16 protein-coding genes are annotated in these 19,150 nt (G+C 67.4%); 10 read left to right on the top strand and 6 right to left on the bottom strand.

Annotated elements, in window-relative coordinates:
- Positions 1-5 precede the first annotated feature (5 nt).
- Entirely contained in the window at positions 6-140 is a 135-nt protein-coding gene (gene rpmH, locus ACQGNW_RS04180) for a 50S ribosomal protein L34 (protein WP_007510029.1), read from the bottom strand.
- A 221-nt stretch (positions 141-361) separates the two neighbouring features.
- On the opposite strand from rpmH, the gene dnaA reads away from it, so the two are divergent.
- From dnaA to ACQGNW_RS04225, 9 genes are all read left to right on the top strand, one after another.
- On the top strand, positions 362-1,702 hold the full coding sequence (gene dnaA / locus ACQGNW_RS04185; protein ID WP_426661856.1) for a chromosomal replication initiator protein DnaA: 1,341 nt from the start codon (positions 362-364) through the stop codon (positions 1,700-1,702).
- A gap of 252 nt (positions 1,703-1,954) precedes the next feature.
- Positions 1,955-3,055, top strand: a complete 1,101-nt coding sequence (gene dnaN / locus ACQGNW_RS04190; protein WP_426661857.1) for a DNA polymerase III subunit beta — start codon at positions 1,955-1,957, stop codon at positions 3,053-3,055.
- Between the two features lie 89 nt (positions 3,056-3,144).
- Complete coding sequence (gene recF / locus ACQGNW_RS04195; protein WP_426661858.1) at positions 3,145-4,224, top strand: DNA replication/repair protein RecF; 1,080 nt, start codon at positions 3,145-3,147, stop codon at positions 4,222-4,224.
- 69 nt (positions 4,225-4,293) lie between these two features.
- Positions 4,294-6,723: a DNA topoisomerase (ATP-hydrolyzing) subunit B gene (gyrB, locus tag ACQGNW_RS04200; protein ID WP_426661859.1), complete on the top strand. Its 2,430-nt coding sequence runs from the start codon at positions 4,294-4,296 to the stop codon at positions 6,721-6,723.
- A 305-nt stretch (positions 6,724-7,028) separates the two neighbouring features.
- Positions 7,029-8,312, top strand: coding sequence for a tetratricopeptide repeat protein (locus ACQGNW_RS04205; protein WP_426661860.1), 1,284 nt, complete (start codon positions 7,029-7,031; stop codon positions 8,310-8,312).
- 193 nt (positions 8,313-8,505) lie between these two features.
- Entirely contained in the window at positions 8,506-9,168 is a 663-nt protein-coding gene (locus tag ACQGNW_RS04210) for an energy transducer TonB (protein WP_426661861.1), read from the top strand.
- Between the two features lie 50 nt (positions 9,169-9,218).
- Positions 9,219-9,968 carry a MotA/TolQ/ExbB proton channel family protein gene (locus tag ACQGNW_RS04215; RefSeq protein ID WP_426661862.1) on the top strand — a complete coding sequence of 250 codons (750 nt, stop codon included), beginning with the start codon at positions 9,219-9,221 and terminating at the stop codon, positions 9,966-9,968.
- An 11-nt stretch (positions 9,969-9,979) separates the two neighbouring features.
- Positions 9,980-10,402 carry an ExbD/TolR family protein gene (locus ACQGNW_RS04220; protein ID WP_426661863.1) on the top strand — a complete coding sequence of 141 codons (423 nt, stop codon included), beginning with the start codon at positions 9,980-9,982 and terminating at the stop codon, positions 10,400-10,402.
- 6 nt (positions 10,403-10,408) lie between these two features.
- Complete coding sequence (locus ACQGNW_RS04225) at positions 10,409-10,822, top strand: ExbD/TolR family protein (protein ID WP_426661864.1); 414 nt, start codon at positions 10,409-10,411, stop codon at positions 10,820-10,822.
- Between the two features lie 126 nt (positions 10,823-10,948).
- Here ACQGNW_RS04225 and ACQGNW_RS04230 read toward each other — a convergent pair whose 3' ends face one another.
- Together ACQGNW_RS04230 and ACQGNW_RS04235 are read right to left on the bottom strand one after the other, a co-directional pair.
- A complete protein-coding gene (locus ACQGNW_RS04230; RefSeq protein ID WP_426661865.1) occupies positions 10,949-11,692 on the bottom strand; it encodes a pyridoxine 5'-phosphate synthase in 744 nt (247 codons plus the stop codon).
- A gap of 43 nt (positions 11,693-11,735) precedes the next feature.
- Positions 11,736-12,380 carry a 4'-phosphopantetheinyl transferase family protein gene (locus ACQGNW_RS04235; RefSeq protein WP_426661866.1) on the bottom strand — a complete coding sequence of 215 codons (645 nt, stop codon included), beginning with the start codon at positions 12,378-12,380 and terminating at the stop codon, positions 11,736-11,738.
- A 73-nt stretch (positions 12,381-12,453) separates the two neighbouring features.
- On the opposite strand from ACQGNW_RS04235, the gene ACQGNW_RS04240 reads away from it, so the two are divergent.
- Positions 12,454-15,936 carry a PAS domain-containing hybrid sensor histidine kinase/response regulator gene (locus ACQGNW_RS04240; protein WP_426661867.1) on the top strand — a complete coding sequence of 1,161 codons (3,483 nt, stop codon included), beginning with the start codon at positions 12,454-12,456 and terminating at the stop codon, positions 15,934-15,936.
- A gap of 27 nt (positions 15,937-15,963) precedes the next feature.
- On the opposite strand, the gene ACQGNW_RS04245 is transcribed toward ACQGNW_RS04240, so the two are convergent.
- The 3 genes from ACQGNW_RS04245 to acs all read right to left on the bottom strand — a co-directional run bounded on the left by ACQGNW_RS04245 (position 15,964) and on the right by acs (position 18,968).
- A complete protein-coding gene (locus ACQGNW_RS04245) occupies positions 15,964-16,275 on the bottom strand; it encodes a GDCCVxC domain-containing (seleno)protein (protein ID WP_426661868.1) in 312 nt (103 codons plus the stop codon).
- Positions 16,259-16,936: a response regulator gene (locus tag ACQGNW_RS04250; RefSeq protein ID WP_426661869.1), complete on the bottom strand. Its 678-nt coding sequence runs from the start codon at positions 16,934-16,936 to the stop codon at positions 16,259-16,261. The genes ACQGNW_RS04245 and ACQGNW_RS04250 overlap by 17 nt, the downstream gene beginning before the upstream one ends.
- Positions 16,937-17,027: 91 nt before the next feature.
- Positions 17,028-18,968: an acetate--CoA ligase gene (gene acs, locus ACQGNW_RS04255; protein ID WP_426661870.1), complete on the bottom strand. Its 1,941-nt coding sequence runs from the start codon at positions 18,966-18,968 to the stop codon at positions 17,028-17,030.
- Between the last annotated feature and the right edge of the window lie 182 nt (positions 18,969-19,150).

Consider the following 19,150-nt stretch of genomic DNA (forward strand, 5'->3'; position numbering starts at 1 on the left):
GCCGCTTACGGGATCAGGCGCTTGCGGCCCTTGGCACGGCGGGCGTTGAGGACTTTGCGACCGTCGGCGGTGGCCATGCGGGCACGGAAGCCGTGGGTGCGGGCGCGCTTGAGCTTGCTGGGCTGGAAGGTCCGCTTCATGGCGTTGCTCCGAAGGGAATGGTATGTGGATAAAAAGGCTGGAAATTATGCGGGGCGCGGCAACGCGATGTCAAATCGGCGCGGTTTGCCGGGCGCAGCACCGCGCGACGGCTTGTGGATATCCATGTGGACGATCCGGGGACGGCGAGCCGGAGCGTGCTGCTAGACTAGTCCGTCCACCCCGCGCACAAGCGCCCGAAGCCTGTGGACGAGAAACATTCATGAGTGAGCTGTGGCGGCGCTGCCTGGAGCGTCTGGAAGGCGAATTGAGCGCCGAGGATCTGCATACCTGGCTGATGCCGCTGCAGGCCCGCGAGGACGACACCGGGCTGGCGTTGTTCGCTCCCAACCCATACACGCTGGACACGGTGCGCGAGCGTTATCTGCCGCAGATCACCGCGCTGCTCGGCCAGCTGGCCGGCCGCGCGCTGCCGGTGCGGCTGGAAGTGGGTTCCAGTGCCCCGCGGGCGGCTGCCAGGCCTGCCGGGGCACTTCGTGCGGGCGCGCCGGTCGAGCCGGCAGCGGCAGCCGTGCCGGCCTTCAGCCACAACCTCGACCCGCACTACACCTTCGAAACCTTTGTCGAGGGCAAGTCGAACCAGCTGGGCAAGGCCGCCGCGATGCAGGTGGCGCAGAACCCGGGCCGCGCCTACAACCCGCTGCTGCTGTACGGCGGCACGGGACTCGGCAAAACCCACCTGATGCACGCGGCCGGCAACTTGATGCGGCAGAACAACCCTGCCTGCAAGGTGCTGTACCTGCGTTCGGAACAGTTCGTGGGCGCGATGATCGAGGCGCTGCGCACCAAGAGCATGGACCAGTTCAAGCTGCGCTTCCGCTCGGTGGACGCGCTGCTGATCGACGACATCCAGTTCTTCGCGGGCAAGGACACCACGCAGGAGGAGTTCTTCCACACCTTCAACGCACTGTTCGAGTCCAAGCAGCAGATCATCCTTACCTGCGACCGCTACCCGAAGGAAGTCGACAAGCTGGAGCCGCGACTGAAGTCGCGTCTCGGCTGGGGCCTCAGCGTGGCGATCGAGCCACCGGACTTCGAGACACGCGCAGCGATCCTGCTCTCCAAGGCGCACGACAAGGGGGTGGCCGTGGACGAGCACGTGGCGATGCTGCTGGCCAAGCGCATCCGCTCCAACGTGCGCGACCTCGAGGGTGCGCTGAACACGCTGGCGGCGCGCGCGAACTTCTACGGCAAGCCGATCACCACCGACTTCGCCGAGGAAACGCTGCGCGACCTGCTGGCCACCCACGCCCAGGCGGTGACGGTGCCGAACATCCAGAAGATCACCGCCGAATACTTCAACGTGCGCCTGCAGGACCTGCTGTCCAAGCGGCGGGTGCGTTCACTGGCGCGGCCGCGCCAGATTGCGATGGCGCTGTCCAAGGAACTCACCGACCACAGCCTCCCGGAGATCGGCGAGGCGTTCGGTGGACGCGACCACACCACGGTGCTGCATGCCTGCCGCACGATCAGGAAGCTGTGCGAGGCCGATGCGCGCATGCGCCAGGACTGGGAGCAGCTGATCCGTACCCTCACCGGTTGAGGTTCTCGCCCGGAGCGAGCACAACTTCTTGATAAGCTGGGCGGGAAGCTGTGGATAATGCGTGGATGGAAGATGCGGACGAGTTATCCACAAATGGCCCACGTTGGAAGCACTGCTTTCCGCACAACCCAAAGGCAGCGCAAGGCATTGATTTGAAACAAGTAAGCGGCGAAAAAAAGTTATCCACGCCGCCAACAGCAACCACCAACTTTCTTTCAAAGACAGAACAGCAGGCATAGGGGACGCGCAGACATGCAATTCAGCATCCAACGAGAAGCTCTGCTCAAGCCACTGCAACAGGTCGTAGGCGTGGTGGAACGGCGCCAGACGCTGCCCGTGCTCGCCAATCTGCTGGTGAAAGTCGCCGACGGCCAGCTGTCGTTGACCGGTACGGACCTGGAGGTGGAGATGATCGCCACCACGCCCGCGGACAAGCTGGACGACGGCGAGGTGACCATTCCCGCGCGCAAGTTCTTCGATATCGTTCGCGCGTTGCCGGATGGTGCCAAAATCGAGCTGAAGCTCAATGGCGACCGTGTCGCACTCACCGCCGGACGCAGCCGCTTCACCCTCACCACGCTGCCTGCCAGCGAATTCCCCACCATCGACTCGATCGAATTGGTGGAGAAAGTCAGTTTGCCTGAAGAAGCCCTGCGCGACCTCATGGAACGTACCGCTTTCGCGATGGCCAACCAGGACGTGCGTTACTACTTGAATGGCATGTTGCTGGATCTCCAGGAACACAGCCTGCGTTGCGTGGCCACCGACGGGCACCGCCTTGCGATGAAGGAAACCAGCCTTGCCACGTCGGTGAAGGCGCGTCGGCAGATCATCATCCCGCGCAAGGGCGTCAACGAGCTGATCGGCCTGCTGGAACCCGGCGAGGGTGAGGTGGAGTTGGAGTTCGGCCGCAACCATCTGCGCGTGCGCCGCGGGGGTGTCACCTTCACCTCCAAGCTGATCGACGGTCGTTTCCCCGATTACGAGGCAGTCATCCCGCTGGGGGCGGACAAGACCGCCACGCTGGATCGCGAGGTGCTGCGGGGCGCATTGCAGCGCGCCGCGATTCTCTCCAACGAGAAATATCGCGGCGTGAAGCTGGAGTTGTCGCCCGGCAAGCTGCGCATCGTGGCGCATAACCCCGAGCAGGAGGAAGCCGTGGAGGAGGTCGAGGCCGACACTCACGTCTCCGATCTCGCCGTGGGCTTCAACGTGGGCTACCTGCTGGATGCGCTCTCCGCGCTGCGTGGCGAACAGGCTCGGCTGAGCCTGCGCGATGCGCAGTCCAGCTGTCTGGTGCAGGAACACGACGGCGAACAGGCCCGTCACGTGATCATGCCCTTGCGCCTCTGACATATGCATCCTGGCAAGCGCCGCATGGCCGAGGAACGCCGGAGTCATCGTCAGATGCTCCGGCGTTCTTGCATCGGTAACCGCCGGTTATGAGGCTGGATCGCCTGCGCATCCAGGGTCTGCGCTGTCTGCACGACGTCGATCTGGCTCTCGCGCCAGGCGTCAATGTCTTCGTGGGCGCCAACGGTGCGGGCAAGACCAGCGTGCTGGAGGCGGCGTTCCTGCTGTCGCATGGCCGCTCGTTTCGGAGCGGCGCCCGGGAAGCCTTGCTCGAACGTGGTGCCTCCCGTTTGTCGGTGTTCACCGAATTGCGGCAGAGCGGCGATCGCCTGCTCCGTCTCGGCCTGGGTCGCGAGGCTTCGCGCTGGGAGGCACGCCTGGAAGGCAAGGACGCGACGCTGGGGGAGCTGATCGCCGAGTGCGCGGTGGTCTGTTTCGAGCCGGGTTCGCATGCGTTGATTGCCGGCGCCGCCGAGGAGCGCCGCCGCTTCCTCGACTGGGGTGTGTTCCACGTGGAACATGACTTCCTGGGCGTCTGGCGCCGTTATCAGCGCGCCCTGAAGCAGCGCAACGCGTTGTTGCGTGCAGGGGCGGATTCGAATACGCCGCTGTTTGATTCCTGGGAGGTCGAACTGGCGGGGCTTGCCGAATGGATCGACAACCAACGGCGCGAATACCTGGAGCGACTGCGAACGCGCGTGCGGGCTTGCCTGGGCACCTTGCTGCCCGAACTGGGCGAGGCGGAACTGCATTATCGCCGGGGGTGGGGTGAGGGGCAGGACCTGCGCGCGCAGTTGGCAACGCAGCGAGGTCGGGACTTGGCCCGTGGGCACACGAGCCTCGGCGCCCACCGCGCCGACTGGTCACTGGCATTCCCGCATGCCCCGCAACGGGAGCACCTTTCCCGGGGGCAGGAGAAGCTCACCGCGCTTGGGTGCATGCTGGCGCAAGCCCGCTTGTTCGCTGAGCAGCACGGCAATTGGCCCGTCATATGTCTCGACGACCTGGCGTCCGAGCTGGACGAGGTCCATCAGTCCGCGGTGATAGCCCAGTTTGCCGAATGCGGAGCGCAGGTGCTGGTCACTGGCACCAGTCCCCCTGAGTCCCTCCGTCGACTGCCGCACCATATGTTCCACGTGGAACAGGGGCGCGTGACGCCCCTGCTATAATGAGGGATTGCGTCGCAGCTCACCGGCTTGCACGCCACGTCTGCCGCACCACCAGCAACCGGAAGTCGCATGAACGAACCCATCACCGAATCGCATTACGACTCCAGCAACATCAAGGTGCTGAAGGGCCTGGAGGCGGTCCGCAAGCGCCCCGGCATGTACATCGGCGACACCGATGACGGTACCGGCCTGCACCACATGGTGTTCGAGGTGGTCGACAACGCGATCGATGAGGCGCTGGCGGGCTACTGCGATCACGTGGTCGTGACCATCCTGGAGGACGGTTCGGTCAGCGTCAGCGACAACGGGCGCGGCATCCCGGTGGACATCCACCCGGAGGAGGGTCGCTCGGCCGCCGAAGTGGTGATGACGGTGCTGCACGCCGGCGGCAAGTTCGACGCGAATTCGTACAAGGTCTCCGGCGGCCTGCACGGCGTGGGCGTATCGGTGGTGAACGCACTCAGCGACCATCTTTGGCTGACCATCTACAGCAACGGTCAGGAGCACCAGCAGGAGTACACGCTGGGCGAGCCGCTGTATCCGCTGAAGGTCATCGGCCCCACGGATCGGCGCGGCACCACGGTACGCTTCCTGCCCAGCCCGCAAACCTTCAGCCAGACCGAGTTCCATTACGAGATTCTCGCCAAGCGCCTGCGCGAGTTGGCCTTCCTCAATTCAGGCGTCACCATCGAGTTGCGGGACGAACGCGGGGAAGGGCGCGCCGACACCTTCGCCTACGAAGGCGGCATCCGCTCCTTCGTGCAGCACCTGGCACAGTTGAAGACCGCACTGCACCCGAACGTGATCAGCCTCAGCGCCCAGCAGGACGGCATCACCATCGAGCTGGCGATGCAATGGACCGACTCGTACAACGAGACGATGTTCTGCTTCACCAACAACATCCCGCAGCGCGACGGCGGCACCCACCTGACCGGCTTCCGCGCTGCGCTGACCCGCTCGCTGCAGGGCTACATCGAAAAGGAGGGCCTGGCCAGGAACGCCAAGGTCGCGCTTTCCGGCGATGACATGCGCGAGGGCCTGATTGCGGTGCTGTCGGTGAAGGTGCCCGATCCGAAGTTCTCCTCGCAGACCAAGGACAAGCTGGTTTCCTCCGAGGTCAAGACCGCAGTGGAGCAGGCGGTCAACGAGAAGCTGGGCGAATTCCTGCTGGAGCACCCCAACGAAGCCAAGGCGATCGCCTCCAAGGTGGTCGACGCGGCCCGGGCCCGCGAGGCCGCGCGCAAGGCCCGCGAAATGACTCGCCGCAAGGGCGCGCTGGATATCGCCGGCCTGCCGGGCAAGCTCGCGGACTGCCAGGAAAAGGATCCGGCGCTGTGCGAACTGTTCCTGGTCGAGGGTGATTCGGCCGGCGGCTCGGCCAAGCAGGGGCGCAACCGCAAGACCCAGGCGGTGCTGCCGCTGAAGGGCAAGATCCTCAACGTCGAGAAGGCGCGCTTCGACAAGATGCTGTCGTCGGCCGAGGTCGGTACCCTGATCACCGCGCTTGGCACCGGCATCGGCAAGGAGGACTACAACCCGGACAAGCTGCGCTACCACCACATCATCATCATGACCGATGCGGACGTGGACGGCTCGCACATCCGCACCCTGCTGCTGACCTTCTTCTACCGCCAGATGCCGGAACTGATCGAGCGCGGCCACGTCTACATCGGCCTGCCGCCGCTGTACAAGCTGAAGCAGGGCAAGCAGGAGCTGTACCTGAAGGACGATGCGGCACTCAACGCCTACCTGATCTCGAGCGCGGTGGACAATGCCGAGCTGGTGGCGGATCCGGTCGCGCCGGCGATCACCGGCGAGCGCCTGGAGAAGCTGCTGCGTGAGTACCAGACCGCGCTGGACCAGATCGAGCGCCTCGGCCATCGCTTCGACACCAGCGTGCTGTCGGCACTGCTGGAACACCCGCCGATCGCCCCGGAACTCTGGGCCGACCCGGTCGCGATGCAGGCCTGGCTGGACGGTATCACCCGGCGCCTCGCCGCCAGCGGGCTGGGCAAGCCGCGCTATCGGCTGTCGCTGCGTCCCGCACACGGCGAGCAGCCGGCGGCGATCGAAGTGGTGCGCGATCAGCACGGCCTCAGCCACACCTTGCTGCTGCCGCAGCCGTTCTTCGCCGGCGCCGAATTCCGCCCCATCCTGCACGTGAGCCAGCAACTGGCCGGGCTGGTCCAGGCCGAGGCGGTGGTTCGCCGCGGCAATGCCTCGCGTGGCGTCACCAGTTTCGCCGAGGTGCGCAGCTGGCTGCTGGACGAGGCGAAGAAGGGTCGCACCATCCAGCGCTTCAAGGGTCTGGGCGAAATGAACCCGGAGCAGCTCTGGGAAACCACGGTGAACCCGGAGACCCGCCGCATGCTGCAGGTCGGCATCGAGGACGCGTTCGCCGCCGACCAGATGTTCTCGATGCTGATGGGCGAGGCGGTGGAACCACGCCGCGACTTCATCGAGGCGAACGCACTGAAGGTCGCCAACCTCGACATCTGAGCCCAGCGCGGCGGGGCCGATGGCCGCGCCGCGAGATCCATGCCTTGTCACACATCAATGCGTTAATACATTGAAGCAGAGCATGGACCGCGGCGCGCCCAAAGCGGGTGCTGCACGGTTTGCCGCGACGGATAGCCCGAAACCGCGTCCAGTGCGGCCGCGTATGGAAACTCCCATGCAACCCATTGATCTGGCAGGGGCTTTCATGTCGCAATGCGACTTGTCATTCACACATTGCTCAGGGTAGTCTCAACGATCCCCTGCGCACGAAGCACCGCGTAAAACCCCGGACACCGAGGATCGCCATGAAGCACACGCCCCTGTTCACGATGCTGGCCGGCGCCGCGCTGGCGTTCACTCTTGCCGCCACGCCTGTTCGTGCGACCGACGCTTCCAAGAAGCAAGCCTCGGACTACCCCAACGCCACGCGCGCCGAACCGAAGCTGGATCTGAAGAGCGAAAAGGACCAGAAGGCACTGCAGCAGGCTGGCGAAGCGTTCAACGCTGGCGACACCGCCAAGGCCACCCAGTTGCTGCAGCCGGTCATCGACAAGAGCAACAGCAAATACGCCAAGGCGTATGCGCAGTATCTGATGGGCAACATCGCGTTCAAAAACGGCGACACGAAAGGAGCCATCGAGCAGTTCAAGAGTTCGCTGGACAACGGCGTGTTGCCGAACGATGTCTATTTCAACGAGATGCTCGCGCTCGCCCAGGTGTATGCCGCCAACCAGCAGTACCAAGTCTCGCTGGACACCATCGCCAAGTGGCATGACCAAGGCAAGAAGGAAAGTGCCGACGCTTATGGCTTGCAGGGTCTGGATGACTACAATCTGGAGAAGTACCCCGAGGCGATCGCCGCGATCCAGAAGGCCAAGTCACTCACCGACAAGCCGCAGGATTCCTGGAACCAGATCCTGATGGCCAGCTATGCCGCCTCAGGCCAGGGTGCCGACGCGGCCAAGATGGCCGAATCCGAATACGCGAAGAACCCAACCGACAGCAGCCTGCTGCACAATGCCGGCGCGATCCTGCTGCAGCAGCAGGACTATGCCGGCGCGATCAAGGTGCTTGAGCAGGGTCGTGCGAACGGCGCGCTGAAGGACGAGGGTGACTGGATTCTCCTCGTCAAGGCCTACCTGCTGCAGGCGCAGAACGGCGGCGATACCAAGAGCGGCAGCGCCAAGGCGCTGGCCGTTTTCGACGACGGCGTGAGCAAGGGTGCGATCAAGCCCAGTGCAGCAAATTACAAGCTGGCCGGCGATGCCTCCGTGATCGGCGAGAACGACGCCAAGGCAATCGGCTACTACCAGAAGGGCGCGGCGCTGGCCAGCGACGGCGAACTCGATGTCGCGCTGGGCCGCGTCTACTTCCAGGACCAGAAGTTCGCCGAGGCACGCAAGTACCTGAAGCAGGGTATCGCCAAGGGTGTGCAGCACAAGGGACAGGCCTACATGGTGCTGGCCGAGACGGATCGCCAGCTGAAGGACAAGCCCGCCGCGATCACCGCCGTGATGGAAGCCGCCAAGGATCCGGAGACCGCCGCCAAGGCCAATGAATGGCTGCGCAAGGCGCACGTGGGCAAGTGATTGCCCGGCAAGGAAACGCGCGGCGGATAGACGTCCATCTGTCTGCCCCGCGAGCGCTATACAAACGCCAGACGCTGTTGTACCGTTGAAACCTTCCCTGCGTAACCCCAGCGGCGTGTTTCGTCCATATGCCAGACGGAACATGCCGGGCCTGCGGCGACGCTTTCTCCGTCCCAGCTTCAGATAGTGACAGATGGCCTCTAGTACCGAAGACACAGAACGCGAAGAGGGGTTCAGTTGGAAACGAACCCTGGCGTTGGCATTCGCCATTGGTCTGCACGCCTTCGCGTTTCTCATCCTGCTCGCGCCGATGGCGCCCCCGGGCCAGAAGCACGAAAAGAAAGAGCAGATCGTGCAGGTGAATTTCATCGAGCCGCCGCCGCCGCCGCCGCCGCCGCCGCCGCCGCCGCCGGAACCGCCCAAGCAGCCGCCGCCGAAGATCATCAAGCAGGTGGTACCGCCGCCGACCCCGCCGCCGCCGGCACCGCCACCGCCGGTGGAAGAGGTGTCGCAGAATGCGGTCGCGGCCGCGCCGCCGGCGCCGCCTGCCCCGCCCGCCCCACCGGCGGACATCAGCGCTGGCCAGGATCTGAGCTACAACAGCCGGATACAGCCGCGCTATCCGCCACAGGCCATCCGCCAGCGCCATGAAGGCACGGTGGTCCTGCTGATCCTGGTGGGTGTCGACGGTTCGCCGAAGGACATCAAGGTCGACAAGTCCAGCGGATACCACGAGCTTGATCGCGCGGCGATCGAGGCGGCACAGAAGTGGCGCTTCAATCCCGAAATCAAGAACGGCAAGAAGGTGGAGGGCTACGCACGCGTACCGGTCACCTTCAACCTCAACAACCTGTAATCCTCGTTACAGCCTCTACAGTTCACGCTTGACTTCCCAAGGGTAGCGTTATGTTCCTACAGACTCCTGCACCGTCCGATGCCGCCCAGTCCCTGGGCGGCAATTCCAACGCCGAAGCCATGAAGCAGATGGGCTTCGCCAACCTCGCCCACGGCTTCGACTGGCTGGGCTGGGTGGTGTTCGTCACCCTGGTGGTGATGTCGTTCCTGTCCTGGTACTTCATCATTGCCAACACCATCCGCAATGGCCTGGTGAAGTCGCGCGCCGACGGCGTGATCAACGGCTTCTGGAACAACCCGTCCACCCAGGACGCGATCCGCGAGCTGGAAACCCAGCCCAAGGGCGAACCGTTCTCGAAGATCGCGCTGGACGCCGCATCGGCGGTGGCCCACCACCAGCAGGCCAACAAGGGTGGCCTGGCCGAGTCGCTGAGCCGCTCCGAGTTCGTCGACCGCGCGCTGCGCCAGGCCGTGGCCCGCGAGAGCCTGCGTCTCGAAGGCGGCCAGACCCTGCTCGCCACCGTGGGTTCGGCGGCTCCGTTCGTCGGTCTGCTCGGCACCGTGTGGGGCATCTACCACGCGCTGATCGGCATCGCCGCCAGCGGCAACGCCTCGATGAGCGCGGTGGCCGGCCCGGTGGGCGAGGCGCTGATCATGACCGCGATCGGTCTGTTCACCGCCATTCCGGCACTGCTCGCGTTCAACTTCTTCAACCGGTCGAACCGCGTCATCTTTGCCCGTTTCGACGAGTTCGCGCACGACCTGCACGACTTCTTCGCGACCGGCTCGCGCGTCGAGTGAGGGATTGACCCATGGCAATGAGCGTCGGAGGCAATACCGGCGGTCCGGTTTCGGAAATCAACGTCACGCCGCTGGCCGACGTGATGCTGGTGCTGCTGATCATCTTCATGATCACGGCGCCGCTGATGTCCCATCCGGTCACGATCACGGTGCCGACCGCGGCGCCGAAGACCAGCGAAGAGAAGATCGACGTGCCGCCGCTGGATCTCGCCATCAAGGAAGACGGTTCGATGTACTTCCAGGATCAGCCGGTCAGCGAGGCCGCGCTGAAGGCCCAGCTGGCGGTGGCCGCGCAGAAGTCGCCGCAGCCGGAGCTGCAGATCCGCGCCGACAAGGCGATCGAATGGAAGATCGTGCGCAAGGTCATCAGTGACGCCAAGGCCCAGGGCATGGTGCATGTCGGCTTCATGACGACGGCCCCGGCGAAGGAGTAAACAGAGATGGCCTTTTCCGTCAAATCCTCGTCGGGCCCGATGGCGGACATCAACATCACGCCGCTGATCGACGTGATGCTGGTGTTGCTGATCATCTTCATGGTGACGGCGCCGATTCCGCTGCTGAAGATCAAGATCGATCTCCCGCAGCCGAATCCGAACCAGCAGCAGCCGCAGAATCCGCCGGAGCCGATCAACCTCAAGATCGACCAGAGCGGCGCGTTCTACTGGAACGATACGCCGGTGGACGAACTGGGCCTCAAGGCGCAGTTCGCGGTGATCGCCCAGCAGACCAACCAGCCGGAAATCCAGATCAAGGCCGCGGATGCCACCGCCTACCAGTACGTCGCTACCGTGCTGGCAGACGCGAAGCAGTACAACCTGGTCAAGATCGGATTCACCGACAGCGAGGGGCAGTAGGCCCGCAGCTGGCGGACAACAGCGTTACCCGCGCCAACCCCCGCCCCGTGCGGGGGTTGGCGTTTCTGGCGGTGGCAAATTGCGGACGTCCGGACGGCTGGACGTCCCCGCTCGCAGGGGCGGGGGTCAACGCAGGATCTGCAGGTAGTTGCGTACCGTGGTGGCCAGGCCCTCGTACAGCGCCTCGCCGATCAGCGCGTGGCCGATCGACACCTCGGCCAGGCCCGGGATCGCAGCCTTGAAGGTGCCGAGATTCGCCTGGCTGAGATCATGCCCCGCATTCACCGCCAGCCCCGCCTGCTGCGCCTGTCGCGCGGTGGCGGCGCAGCTTGCCAGCGCCGCGTCGGGCTCGCCTTCGGCGAACGCCTCGGCGTAGGGGCCGGTGTAGATCTCGATGCGCTTCACGCCGATCGCCTTCGCCGCCGCGAAATCCTGGCTGCCGGCGTCCACGAACAGGCTGACCCGGCAGCCGATCGCGGCGAGTTCGTCCACCAGCGGCCGCAGGCGATCGAGGTCGCGCGACAGGTCGAAGCCGTGGTCGGAGGTGATCTGGCCATCGCTGTCCGGCACCAGGGTCACCTGGGTGGGGCGCACCTCGCGCGCCAGCGCAAGCAGGCCGGGATAGGCGCCGCGCGGTGCGGCGAACGGGTTGCCCTCAATGTTGTATTCCACCCGCCCGCGCAGCATCGCGGCCAGCGCGCGCACGTCGTCGGGACGGACATGGCGCAGGTCCGGCCGCGGGTGCACGGTGATGCCGCCGCAACCGCTCTCGATGCAGGTCTGCGCCGCGCGGCAGATGTCGGGTTCGTGGCCGCCGCGCGAATTGCGCAGCACGGCAATCTTGTTGAGGTTGACGCTGAGCAGGGTCATGGGAGCGATCCGTCACGAAGCCGGGAACGCAACACTGCCGCGATCAGGCGGCGCCGGCAAGCGTATAGCGACGGATGCGCCGTGGCGTACCACGCCAGGCCAGCGCCGCGAAGGCGTCCCCGCCCACCTCCAGCCGGTGCAGCTGCCACGCGTCGGGATCCTCGCCGTCCAGTCGCTGCAACACGAGTCCGCTGGCGTCGCGACGGAACGCCAGCCGGTCCAGCCCAAACGCGAGGCCGCGGCCCAGCGCCTTCAGCACCGCCTCGCGCGCCGTCCACAGTTCGAGGAAGGCGGCGCGTCGTGCGGCCTCGTCCAGGGTGCCCAGCCAGGCCGCTTCCTCGGCGGTGAAAAAGCGCTGTGCGATCTCCAGCGCATTCGCGCGCGTGCGGCGCTGCTCCAGGTCGATGCCGGGCGCGATGCCGCGGGCCAGCGCCACGAGCGCCTGCTCGCCGCTGTGCGACCAGTTGAAGTCCAGCGCATCGCCGAGGCAGGGATCCAGCGCCGGCCGGCCGTGCTCGCCCGTCACCAGCCGCACCTCGGCGGGCGCGATGCCGAGGTAGGCCGCGAGCAGGGCGAGCAGCGGCTCGCGCCGCCTGCCCGGCGGCCGGGGCAGCCGCCAGACGTGAATCTCGTCAGCATGCAGGGGCTCTGCTACTTTCGGAGACAAGGGTCCGTCGATGACTTGCATGCGCGCATGCTGACGGACGGGCGCCGCCGCGCACAAGCGGCGGATCGCATCGTCGAGGCACGTGGGGAGGATCATGATCGCCGGCTGGCTGCTGCTGCTCGTCGCGCTGCTCTACGTGGGCCTGCTGTACGGCGTGGCCTGGGCGGGCGACCGGCGTCCGCTGTATCCGCGCCAGCCACGCCTGCGGCCCATCGTCTACAGCCTCGCGCTGGCGGTGTACTGCTCGTCGTGGACGCTCTACGGCGCGGTGGGTACGGCCGCTCGCGAGGGCCTTGGCTACCTGCCGATCTACCTGGGGCCGGTGCTGCTGTTCGTGTTCGGCTTCGGCCTGCTGCGCCGGCTGGTGGAGGTGGCGCAGCAGCGCAACATCACCTCGATCGCCGACTTCATCGGCGCTCGCTACGGCAAGTCGCACGGGCTGGCCGCATTGGTCGCTGTGATCGCGGTGGTGGCGGTGCTGCCGTACATCGCGCTGCAGCTGAAGGCAGTGGCGATGTCGTTCGCGGTACTGGGCGGCAGCACGCCGGGCCTGCGCGCCACCATCGCGACCGATCCCGCACTGTGGTGCGCCGGCCTGCTGGCGGTGTTCGCGATCCTGTTCGGCACGCGCAGCATCGACGCTACCGAGCACCACCACGGCATGATGCTGGCGATCGCGCTGGAGTCGCTGATCAAGCTGCTCACCTTCGTGGTGCTGGCGCTGTATGCGCTGCACCACGGGCCTGGCCTGGCCGCCACCGCGAGCCTGCCGCTTCGGCATCCGGGCAACGGCCTGACGGCGGGCTTCCTGGCGCAGACGCTGCTGGCCTTCTTCGCGATGTTCTGCCTGCCGCGGCAGTTCCAGATCGGCGTGGTCGAATGCGAGGAACCGCACGACCTGCACCGCGCGCGCTGGATGTTCCCGCTCTACATGCTGGCGATCACCCTCGCGGTGCTGCCCATCGTGGCCACCGGCATGCAGCTGCCGGCGGTACGCGATGGCCTCGCCGACGCCTGGGTCCTCAACCTGCCGCTGGCGCTGGGCAGCGGCGGCATGGCGATGCTGGCGTTCGTGGGTGGCTTCTCCGCCGCGACCGGCATGGTGATCGTGGCGGCGGTGGCGCTGTCCACCATGATCAGCAACGACCTGGTGATGCCAGCGCTGCTGCGCGTGCGACGCCTGCGGCTGGAGCACCGCAGCGACCTGTCGCGGCTGGTGCTGCGCGTGCGCCGCGTGGCGATCGTGGCGCTGGTCGCGCTGGCCTACGGTTACTACCGCGTGGTGGCCGACACCGAGAACCTCGCCGCCACCGGCCTGCTCGCCTTCGCCGCGGTGGCGCAACTGGCGCCGGCGATCGTGGCGGCGCTGTACTGGCGCGGCGCCAGCCGGCGGGGCGTGGCGATCGGCCTGGTGGCGGGCTTCGTGGTGTGGGCCTACACGCTGCTGCTGCCGGCGATGCTGCACGCGGGCAGCTGGCAGCAGGACGGTCCGCTCGGGCTGGGTTGGCTGCGCCCGCAGGCGCTGTTCCATCTCGGCGACAGCGATCCGCTGCTGCACGGCACGCTGTGGTCGCTGCTGGTCAACCTGGCCTGCGTGGTGTTCGTCTCGCTGCGCTGGCGGCCGAACCTGGAGGAGCGCCTGCACGCGGCGCTGTTCGTCGCCCCCTACGCGGCCAGCCGCGGCGGTGCGGGCGACTGGCGCGGCCGCGTGGCGGTGGCCGACCTGCGCACCATCGCCACCCGCATCGTGGGCCGTCGCGGCACCGAGCGTGCCTTCGCCGAGTACGAGCAGCGCCGCGGCAAGCCCTTGCAGTCCGGCGAGTCCGCGGACCGCGCGCTGATCCAGCACACCGAGCGCCTGCTTGCCGGTGCGGTTGGCGCGGCCAGCGCACGGCGCATCCTGATGGGCATGCTGTCCGGCTCGGGTCTGGACATCACCGAGGCGATGGCGCTGATGGACGAGGCCTCGCAGGAGCTGCGCTTCAACCGGGAGCTGCTGTCCTCCACGCTGGAGAACGTCTCGCAGGGCATCAGCGTGGTCGACGCCGGGATGCGCGTGGTGGCATGGAACCGGCGCTATCTCGAGCTGTTCGGCTACCCCGACGGCATGGTCTACGTGGGCGTGCCGGTGGCCGACCTGATCCGCTGGAATGCCGAGCATGGCGAATGCGGCCCCGGCGAGGTGGCGGCGCACGTGGCCAAACGCCTCGGCCACCTGCGCGCCGGCACGCCGCACGTGTTCCAGCGCGTGCGCGCGGACGGCAGTACCATCGAGATGCGCGGTCGTGCGCTGCCCGGCGGCGGCTACGTCACCACCTACACCGACGTCACCGCATACAAGCGCGCCGAGCAGGCGCTGATCGAGGCGAACGAGACGCTGGAGCAGCGCGTGGACCAGCGCACCGCCGAACTCAGCGAGGCGCTCGCCGCGACCGCGCAGGCGCAACGCACCGCCGAGGCCGCCAACGCCTCGAAGACGCGTTTCCTCGCCGCCGCCAGCCACGACCTGCTGCAACCCCTGAATGCCGCGCGGCTGTTTACCTCCGCGCTGCGCCAGCAGCCGGCGCTGAATGCGGAGTCGCGGCAGCTGGCCGAACGCATCGACGCCGCGTTCCGCGCCGCCGAGGACCTGCTCGACGCCCTGCTCGACACCTCGCGCCTGGACACCGGCAGCTACCAGCCGGAGATCGCCAATTTCGCGCTGGCCGAACTGTTCGAGTCGCTGCAGAGCCAGTTCGCGGTGCTCGCCGAGCAGCGCGGCCTGCGCCTGCGTGTGGCGCCCACGCGGCTCGCCGTGCGCAGCGACCCGCAGCTGCTGCGCCGGGTGCTGCAGAACTTCCTCTCCAACGCCTTGCGCTACACCCAGCGCGGCGGCGTGCTGCTCGGCGCGCGCCGCGCCGGCGACACCGTGCGCATCGAGGTGTGGGACAGCGGCCCCGGCATCGCCGCCGAACAGCGCGCGCGCATCTTCGGCGAGTTCCAGCGGCTGGAGCAGCCCTCGCCGTGGGGCGAGAAGGGGCTGGGCCTGGGCCTGTCGATCTGCGACCGCATCGCGGCGATGCTCCACCACCGGCTCGACCTGCGCTCGCGCCCCGGCCACGGCAGCTGCTTCGCGGTGACGGTGCCGCGCGCCACCGCCGCGCCATCGCGCCGCCACGTGGTGCGCCGCGGCGGCAGCACCGAGGCGCTGCCGCTCACCGTGCTGTGCCTCGACGACGACGCAGCCATCCTCGACGGCATGCGCGCCCTGCTCGGCCGCTGGGGCGTGGACTGCCGCACCGCGCGCGACGCGGCCGCCGCGGCCGCCGAGCTGCGACGCGGCCCGGTCGACCTGATTCTCGCCGACTACCACCTCGCCAACGGCACCGACGGCCTCCAGGCCCTGCAGCAGCTGCGCGCCGCCCACCACTCGCTGCCGCCCGCCGCCCTGATCACCGCCGACGGCAGCAGCGAACTCAAGCAGCGTGCCCGCGCGCTCGGCTATCCGTTGCTGCACAAGCCGGTGAAGCCGGCGGCGCTGCGCGCGCTGCTGACGGCACTGGCGAGGAAGCAGGCGGAAGGGAGCGTCGGCGCCTGAGCGGGCTCGGGTCCGCCTGGACAGGTTTCAGCCGCCGCAGCCGTTCGCCGAGCCCGCTCTCCGCACGCGTGGACACTTGACGCTGCCATAGGAACAGACGACGCAGCAGTCGCCGGGCCAGGACTCGAGCAGAGCCTTGCACGACGCGCGTTCATGGAAATGGATGCACGCGTCGGCGGGCAGGATCTCGGCCCTGGAGAAGCTGCATACCGGGTGGCCGATCACGGAGGAAGGAGCGACGGCTTCTTGCGCGGCTGGAATGGAATTCGGCGGCTGGCGCTTGTCGATCCGTCGCCGCGCAAATTCGCGGACCCATGGTTCCTCACGCCCCCTCCTCATCCTCCGGCAGCGGCTGCATCGTGCCGGGTTCGACGGCAAGCTGGCTGGCGGCCAGCGCCACCTGGGTGCGGTTGTTGACGCCGAGCTTGCGCATGATCGCGGTCATGTGCGCCTTCACGGTGGCTTCGGAAACACCGAGCTCCCAGGCGATCTGCTTGTTGAGCAGGCCCTCGGCAATCATGGTGAGCACGCGGAACTGCTGCGGGGTGAGCGTGGCGACGCGGGCGGCGATGTCGGCTTCGTCGGGCTTGAGCTCGGCGCTGCCGCCGACGAGCTGCGGCGGCAGCCACACGTCGCCGTCGAGCACCGCGCGGATCGCGTGGACGATCTCCTCGCCGGCGGTGGACTTGGGGATGTAGGCGGCGGCGCCGTGGGCCAGCGCGCGGCGCGCGACCTGGGCCTCCTCGTGGCCGGACACCACGATGATCGGCAAACCGGGGTACTGGCCGCGGATGTGCGCGAGCGCGGAATAGCCGCGTGCGCCGGGCATGTGCAGGTCGAGCAGCAGCAGGTCGGCGTCGGGGTACTGCTCGATCAGCGTGTACAGGCCGTGCACGCTTTCGGCGCTGCGCACCTGCGCCTGCGGCAGCGCGGCGAGCACCGCGCGCTGCAGGGCGTCGCGGAACAGCGGATGGTCGTCGGCGATCAGGATGTCGGGCATGGCGGCTTGCTGCAGGAGCGCCCCCTGTGCGCGATGACCCCGGCGCTGATCGGGGCCGGAACATTCGCGCGCGGGGCGCTCCTACCGCGGCTTATTTGATCAGGCGCTCCTCGACGAGGTTCTTCACCACGCTGGGGTCGGCGAGCGTGGAGATGTCGCCGAGCTGGTCGGGCTGGTTTTCGCCGATCTTGCGCAGGATGCGGCGCATGATCTTGCCCGAGCGGGTCTTGGGCAGGCCGGGCGCCCACTGGATGTAGTCCGGCGTGGCGATCGCGCCGATCTCCCTGCGCACCCAGGCCACCAGTTCCTTCTTCAGCTCGTCGCTGCCGGCTTCGCCGGCCACCAGGGTGACGTAGGCGTAGATGCCCTGGCCCTTGATCTCGTGCGGGCAGCCCACCACGGCGGCCTCGGCCACCTTGGGGTGCGCCACCAGCGCGCTTTCCACCTCGGCGGTGCCGATGCGGTGGCCGCTGACGTTGATCACGTCGTCGACGCGGCCGGTGATCCAGTAGTAGCCGTCCGCGTCGCGCCGCGCGCCGTCGCCGGTGAAGTAGTTGCCGGGGTAGGCGCTGAAGTAGGTCTCGATGAAGCGCTGGTGGTCGCCGTACACCGTGCGCATCTGGCCGGGCCAGGAGTCGGTGAGCAGCAGGTTGCCCTCGGCCACGCCTTCCTGCACCTCGCCGTTGGCGTCGACGATGGCGGGCTTGATGCCGAAGAACGGCTTGGTGGCGGAGCCGGGCTTGGTGTCGATCGCGCCGGGCAGCGGGGTGATCAGGATGCCGCCGGTCTCGGTCTGCCACCAGGTGTCGACGATCGGCAGGCGGCTGTCGCCCACCACGCGGTGGTACCACTCCCACGCCTCGGGGTTGATCGGCTCGCCCACCGTGCCGAGCACGCGCAGCGAGGCGCGCGAGCACTTCTTCACCGGCGCCTCGCCCTCGCGCATCAGCGCGCGGATCGCGGTGGGTGCGGTGTAGAACAGCGTGACCTGGTGCTTGTCCACCACCTGCCAGAAGCGGCTGAAGTCGGGGTAGTTCGGCACGCCGTCGAACATCACCGTGGTGGCGCCGTTCGCCAGCGGGCCGTACACCACGTAGCTGTGGCCGGTGACCCAGCCCACGTCCGCGGTGCACCAGTAGACGTCGTCCTCGCGCAGGTCGAACACGCATTCGTGGGTGTAGCTGGTGAACACCAGGTAGCCCGCCGAGGTATGCAGCACGCCCTTCGGCTTGCCGGTGGAGCCGGAGGTGTAGAGGATGAACAGCGGGTGCTCGGCTTCCATCGGCTCGGCCGGGCAGTCGGCGGACTGGCCGTCCATCAGGTTGTGCCAGTAGCGGTCGCGCGGCGACTGCATCGGCACCGCGCTGCCGGTGCGGCGCACCACCACCACGGTTTCCACGCTGTTCGTGCCGGGGCGCTTGAGCGCCTCGTCCACGTTGGCCTTCAGCGGGATCTTCCTGCCGCCGCGCACGCCCTCGTCGGCGGTCACCACCAGCTTGCACTGCGAGTCGGCGATGCGCCCGGCCAGCGAGTCGGGCGAGAAGCCGCCGAACACCACCGAGTGGATCGCGCCGATGCGCGCGCAGGCCAGCATCGCCACCGCGGCCTCGGGGATCATCGGCAGGTAGATCGCCACGCGGTCGCCCTTGGCCACGCCGAGGTGCTTCAGCGTGTTGGCGAACTTGCACACCTCGGCGTGCAGCTCGCGGTAGGTGAGCTTGCGCGACTCGTTCGGGTCGTCGCCCTCGAAGATGATCGCCACCTTGTCGCCGCGCTCGGCGAGGTGGCGGTCGAGGCAGTTCGCGGCCACGTTGAGCGTGCCGTCCTCGTACCAGCGGATGTGCAGGTTCTTCGGGTCGTAGGAGACGTCCTTGATCTTGGACGGCTTGCGCGCCCAGTCCAGCCGTTCGCCCACCCTGGCCCAGAAGCCTTCGGGGTCCTTCACCGACTCGGCGTACAGGCGCTCGTAGTCGTCCTTGCGGATGCGTGCCCTGGCGGCGAACGCGGGGTCGACAGGATGGATCGTGGACATGCGGGTCTCCTGCTGGCGAGGGTGGGGCGTGGGCGCGGCGCCGTGCGCGAACGGCGCGGCAGGCTTTCGAGTGTAGCGGCGTCGCCGCTGCGGCGAGGAGCCCTGCGTATCGACTTTGGTCGAGGTAAGACCATCGGCGAATAGCCATGCGCGCGGACGCATGAGCATGCTCGTCGCACGAT

Origin of the sequence: Rhodanobacter aciditrophus (genome assembly GCF_050026795.1) — a bacterium.
Classification (GTDB): Bacteria; Pseudomonadota; Gammaproteobacteria; order Xanthomonadales; family Rhodanobacteraceae; genus Rhodanobacter_A.

Bases quoted from the DNA above. Each gene is read 5' to 3' on its own strand.
- ACQGNW_RS04230 (WP_426661865.1), bottom strand. From the start codon at position 11,692: ATGACCCTGCTCAGCGTCAACCTCAACAAGATTGCCGTGCTGCGCAAT.
- ACQGNW_RS04235 (WP_426661866.1), bottom strand. From the start codon at position 12,380: ATGCAAGTCATCGACGGACCCTTGTCTCCGAAAGTAGCAGAGCCCCTG.
- ACQGNW_RS04245 (WP_426661868.1), bottom strand. From the start codon at position 16,275: ATGAGGAGGGGGCGTGAGGAACCATGGGTCCGCGAATTTGCGCGGCGA.
- recF (WP_426661858.1), top strand. From the start codon at position 3,145: ATGAGGCTGGATCGCCTGCGCATCCAGGGTCTGCGCTGTCTGCACGAC.
- ACQGNW_RS04250 (WP_426661869.1), bottom strand. From the start codon at position 16,936: ATGCCCGACATCCTGATCGCCGACGACCATCCGCTGTTCCGCGACGCC.
- ACQGNW_RS04240 (WP_426661867.1), top strand. From the start codon at position 12,454: ATGATCGCCGGCTGGCTGCTGCTGCTCGTCGCGCTGCTCTACGTGGGC.
- acs (WP_426661870.1), bottom strand. From the start codon at position 18,968: ATGTCCACGATCCATCCTGTCGACCCCGCGTTCGCCGCCAGGGCACGC.
- dnaN (WP_426661857.1), top strand. From the start codon at position 1,955: ATGCAATTCAGCATCCAACGAGAAGCTCTGCTCAAGCCACTGCAACAG.
- ACQGNW_RS04220 (WP_426661863.1), top strand. From the start codon at position 9,980: ATGGCAATGAGCGTCGGAGGCAATACCGGCGGTCCGGTTTCGGAAATC.
- ACQGNW_RS04225 (WP_426661864.1), top strand. From the start codon at position 10,409: ATGGCCTTTTCCGTCAAATCCTCGTCGGGCCCGATGGCGGACATCAAC.
- dnaA (WP_426661856.1), top strand. From the start codon at position 362: ATGAGTGAGCTGTGGCGGCGCTGCCTGGAGCGTCTGGAAGGCGAATTG.
- rpmH (WP_007510029.1), bottom strand. From the start codon at position 140: ATGAAGCGGACCTTCCAGCCCAGCAAGCTCAAGCGCGCCCGCACCCAC.
- ACQGNW_RS04205 (WP_426661860.1), top strand. From the start codon at position 7,029: ATGAAGCACACGCCCCTGTTCACGATGCTGGCCGGCGCCGCGCTGGCG.
- ACQGNW_RS04215 (WP_426661862.1), top strand. From the start codon at position 9,219: ATGTTCCTACAGACTCCTGCACCGTCCGATGCCGCCCAGTCCCTGGGC.
- gyrB (WP_426661859.1), top strand. From the start codon at position 4,294: ATGAACGAACCCATCACCGAATCGCATTACGACTCCAGCAACATCAAG.
- ACQGNW_RS04210 (WP_426661861.1), top strand. From the start codon at position 8,506: ATGGCCTCTAGTACCGAAGACACAGAACGCGAAGAGGGGTTCAGTTGG.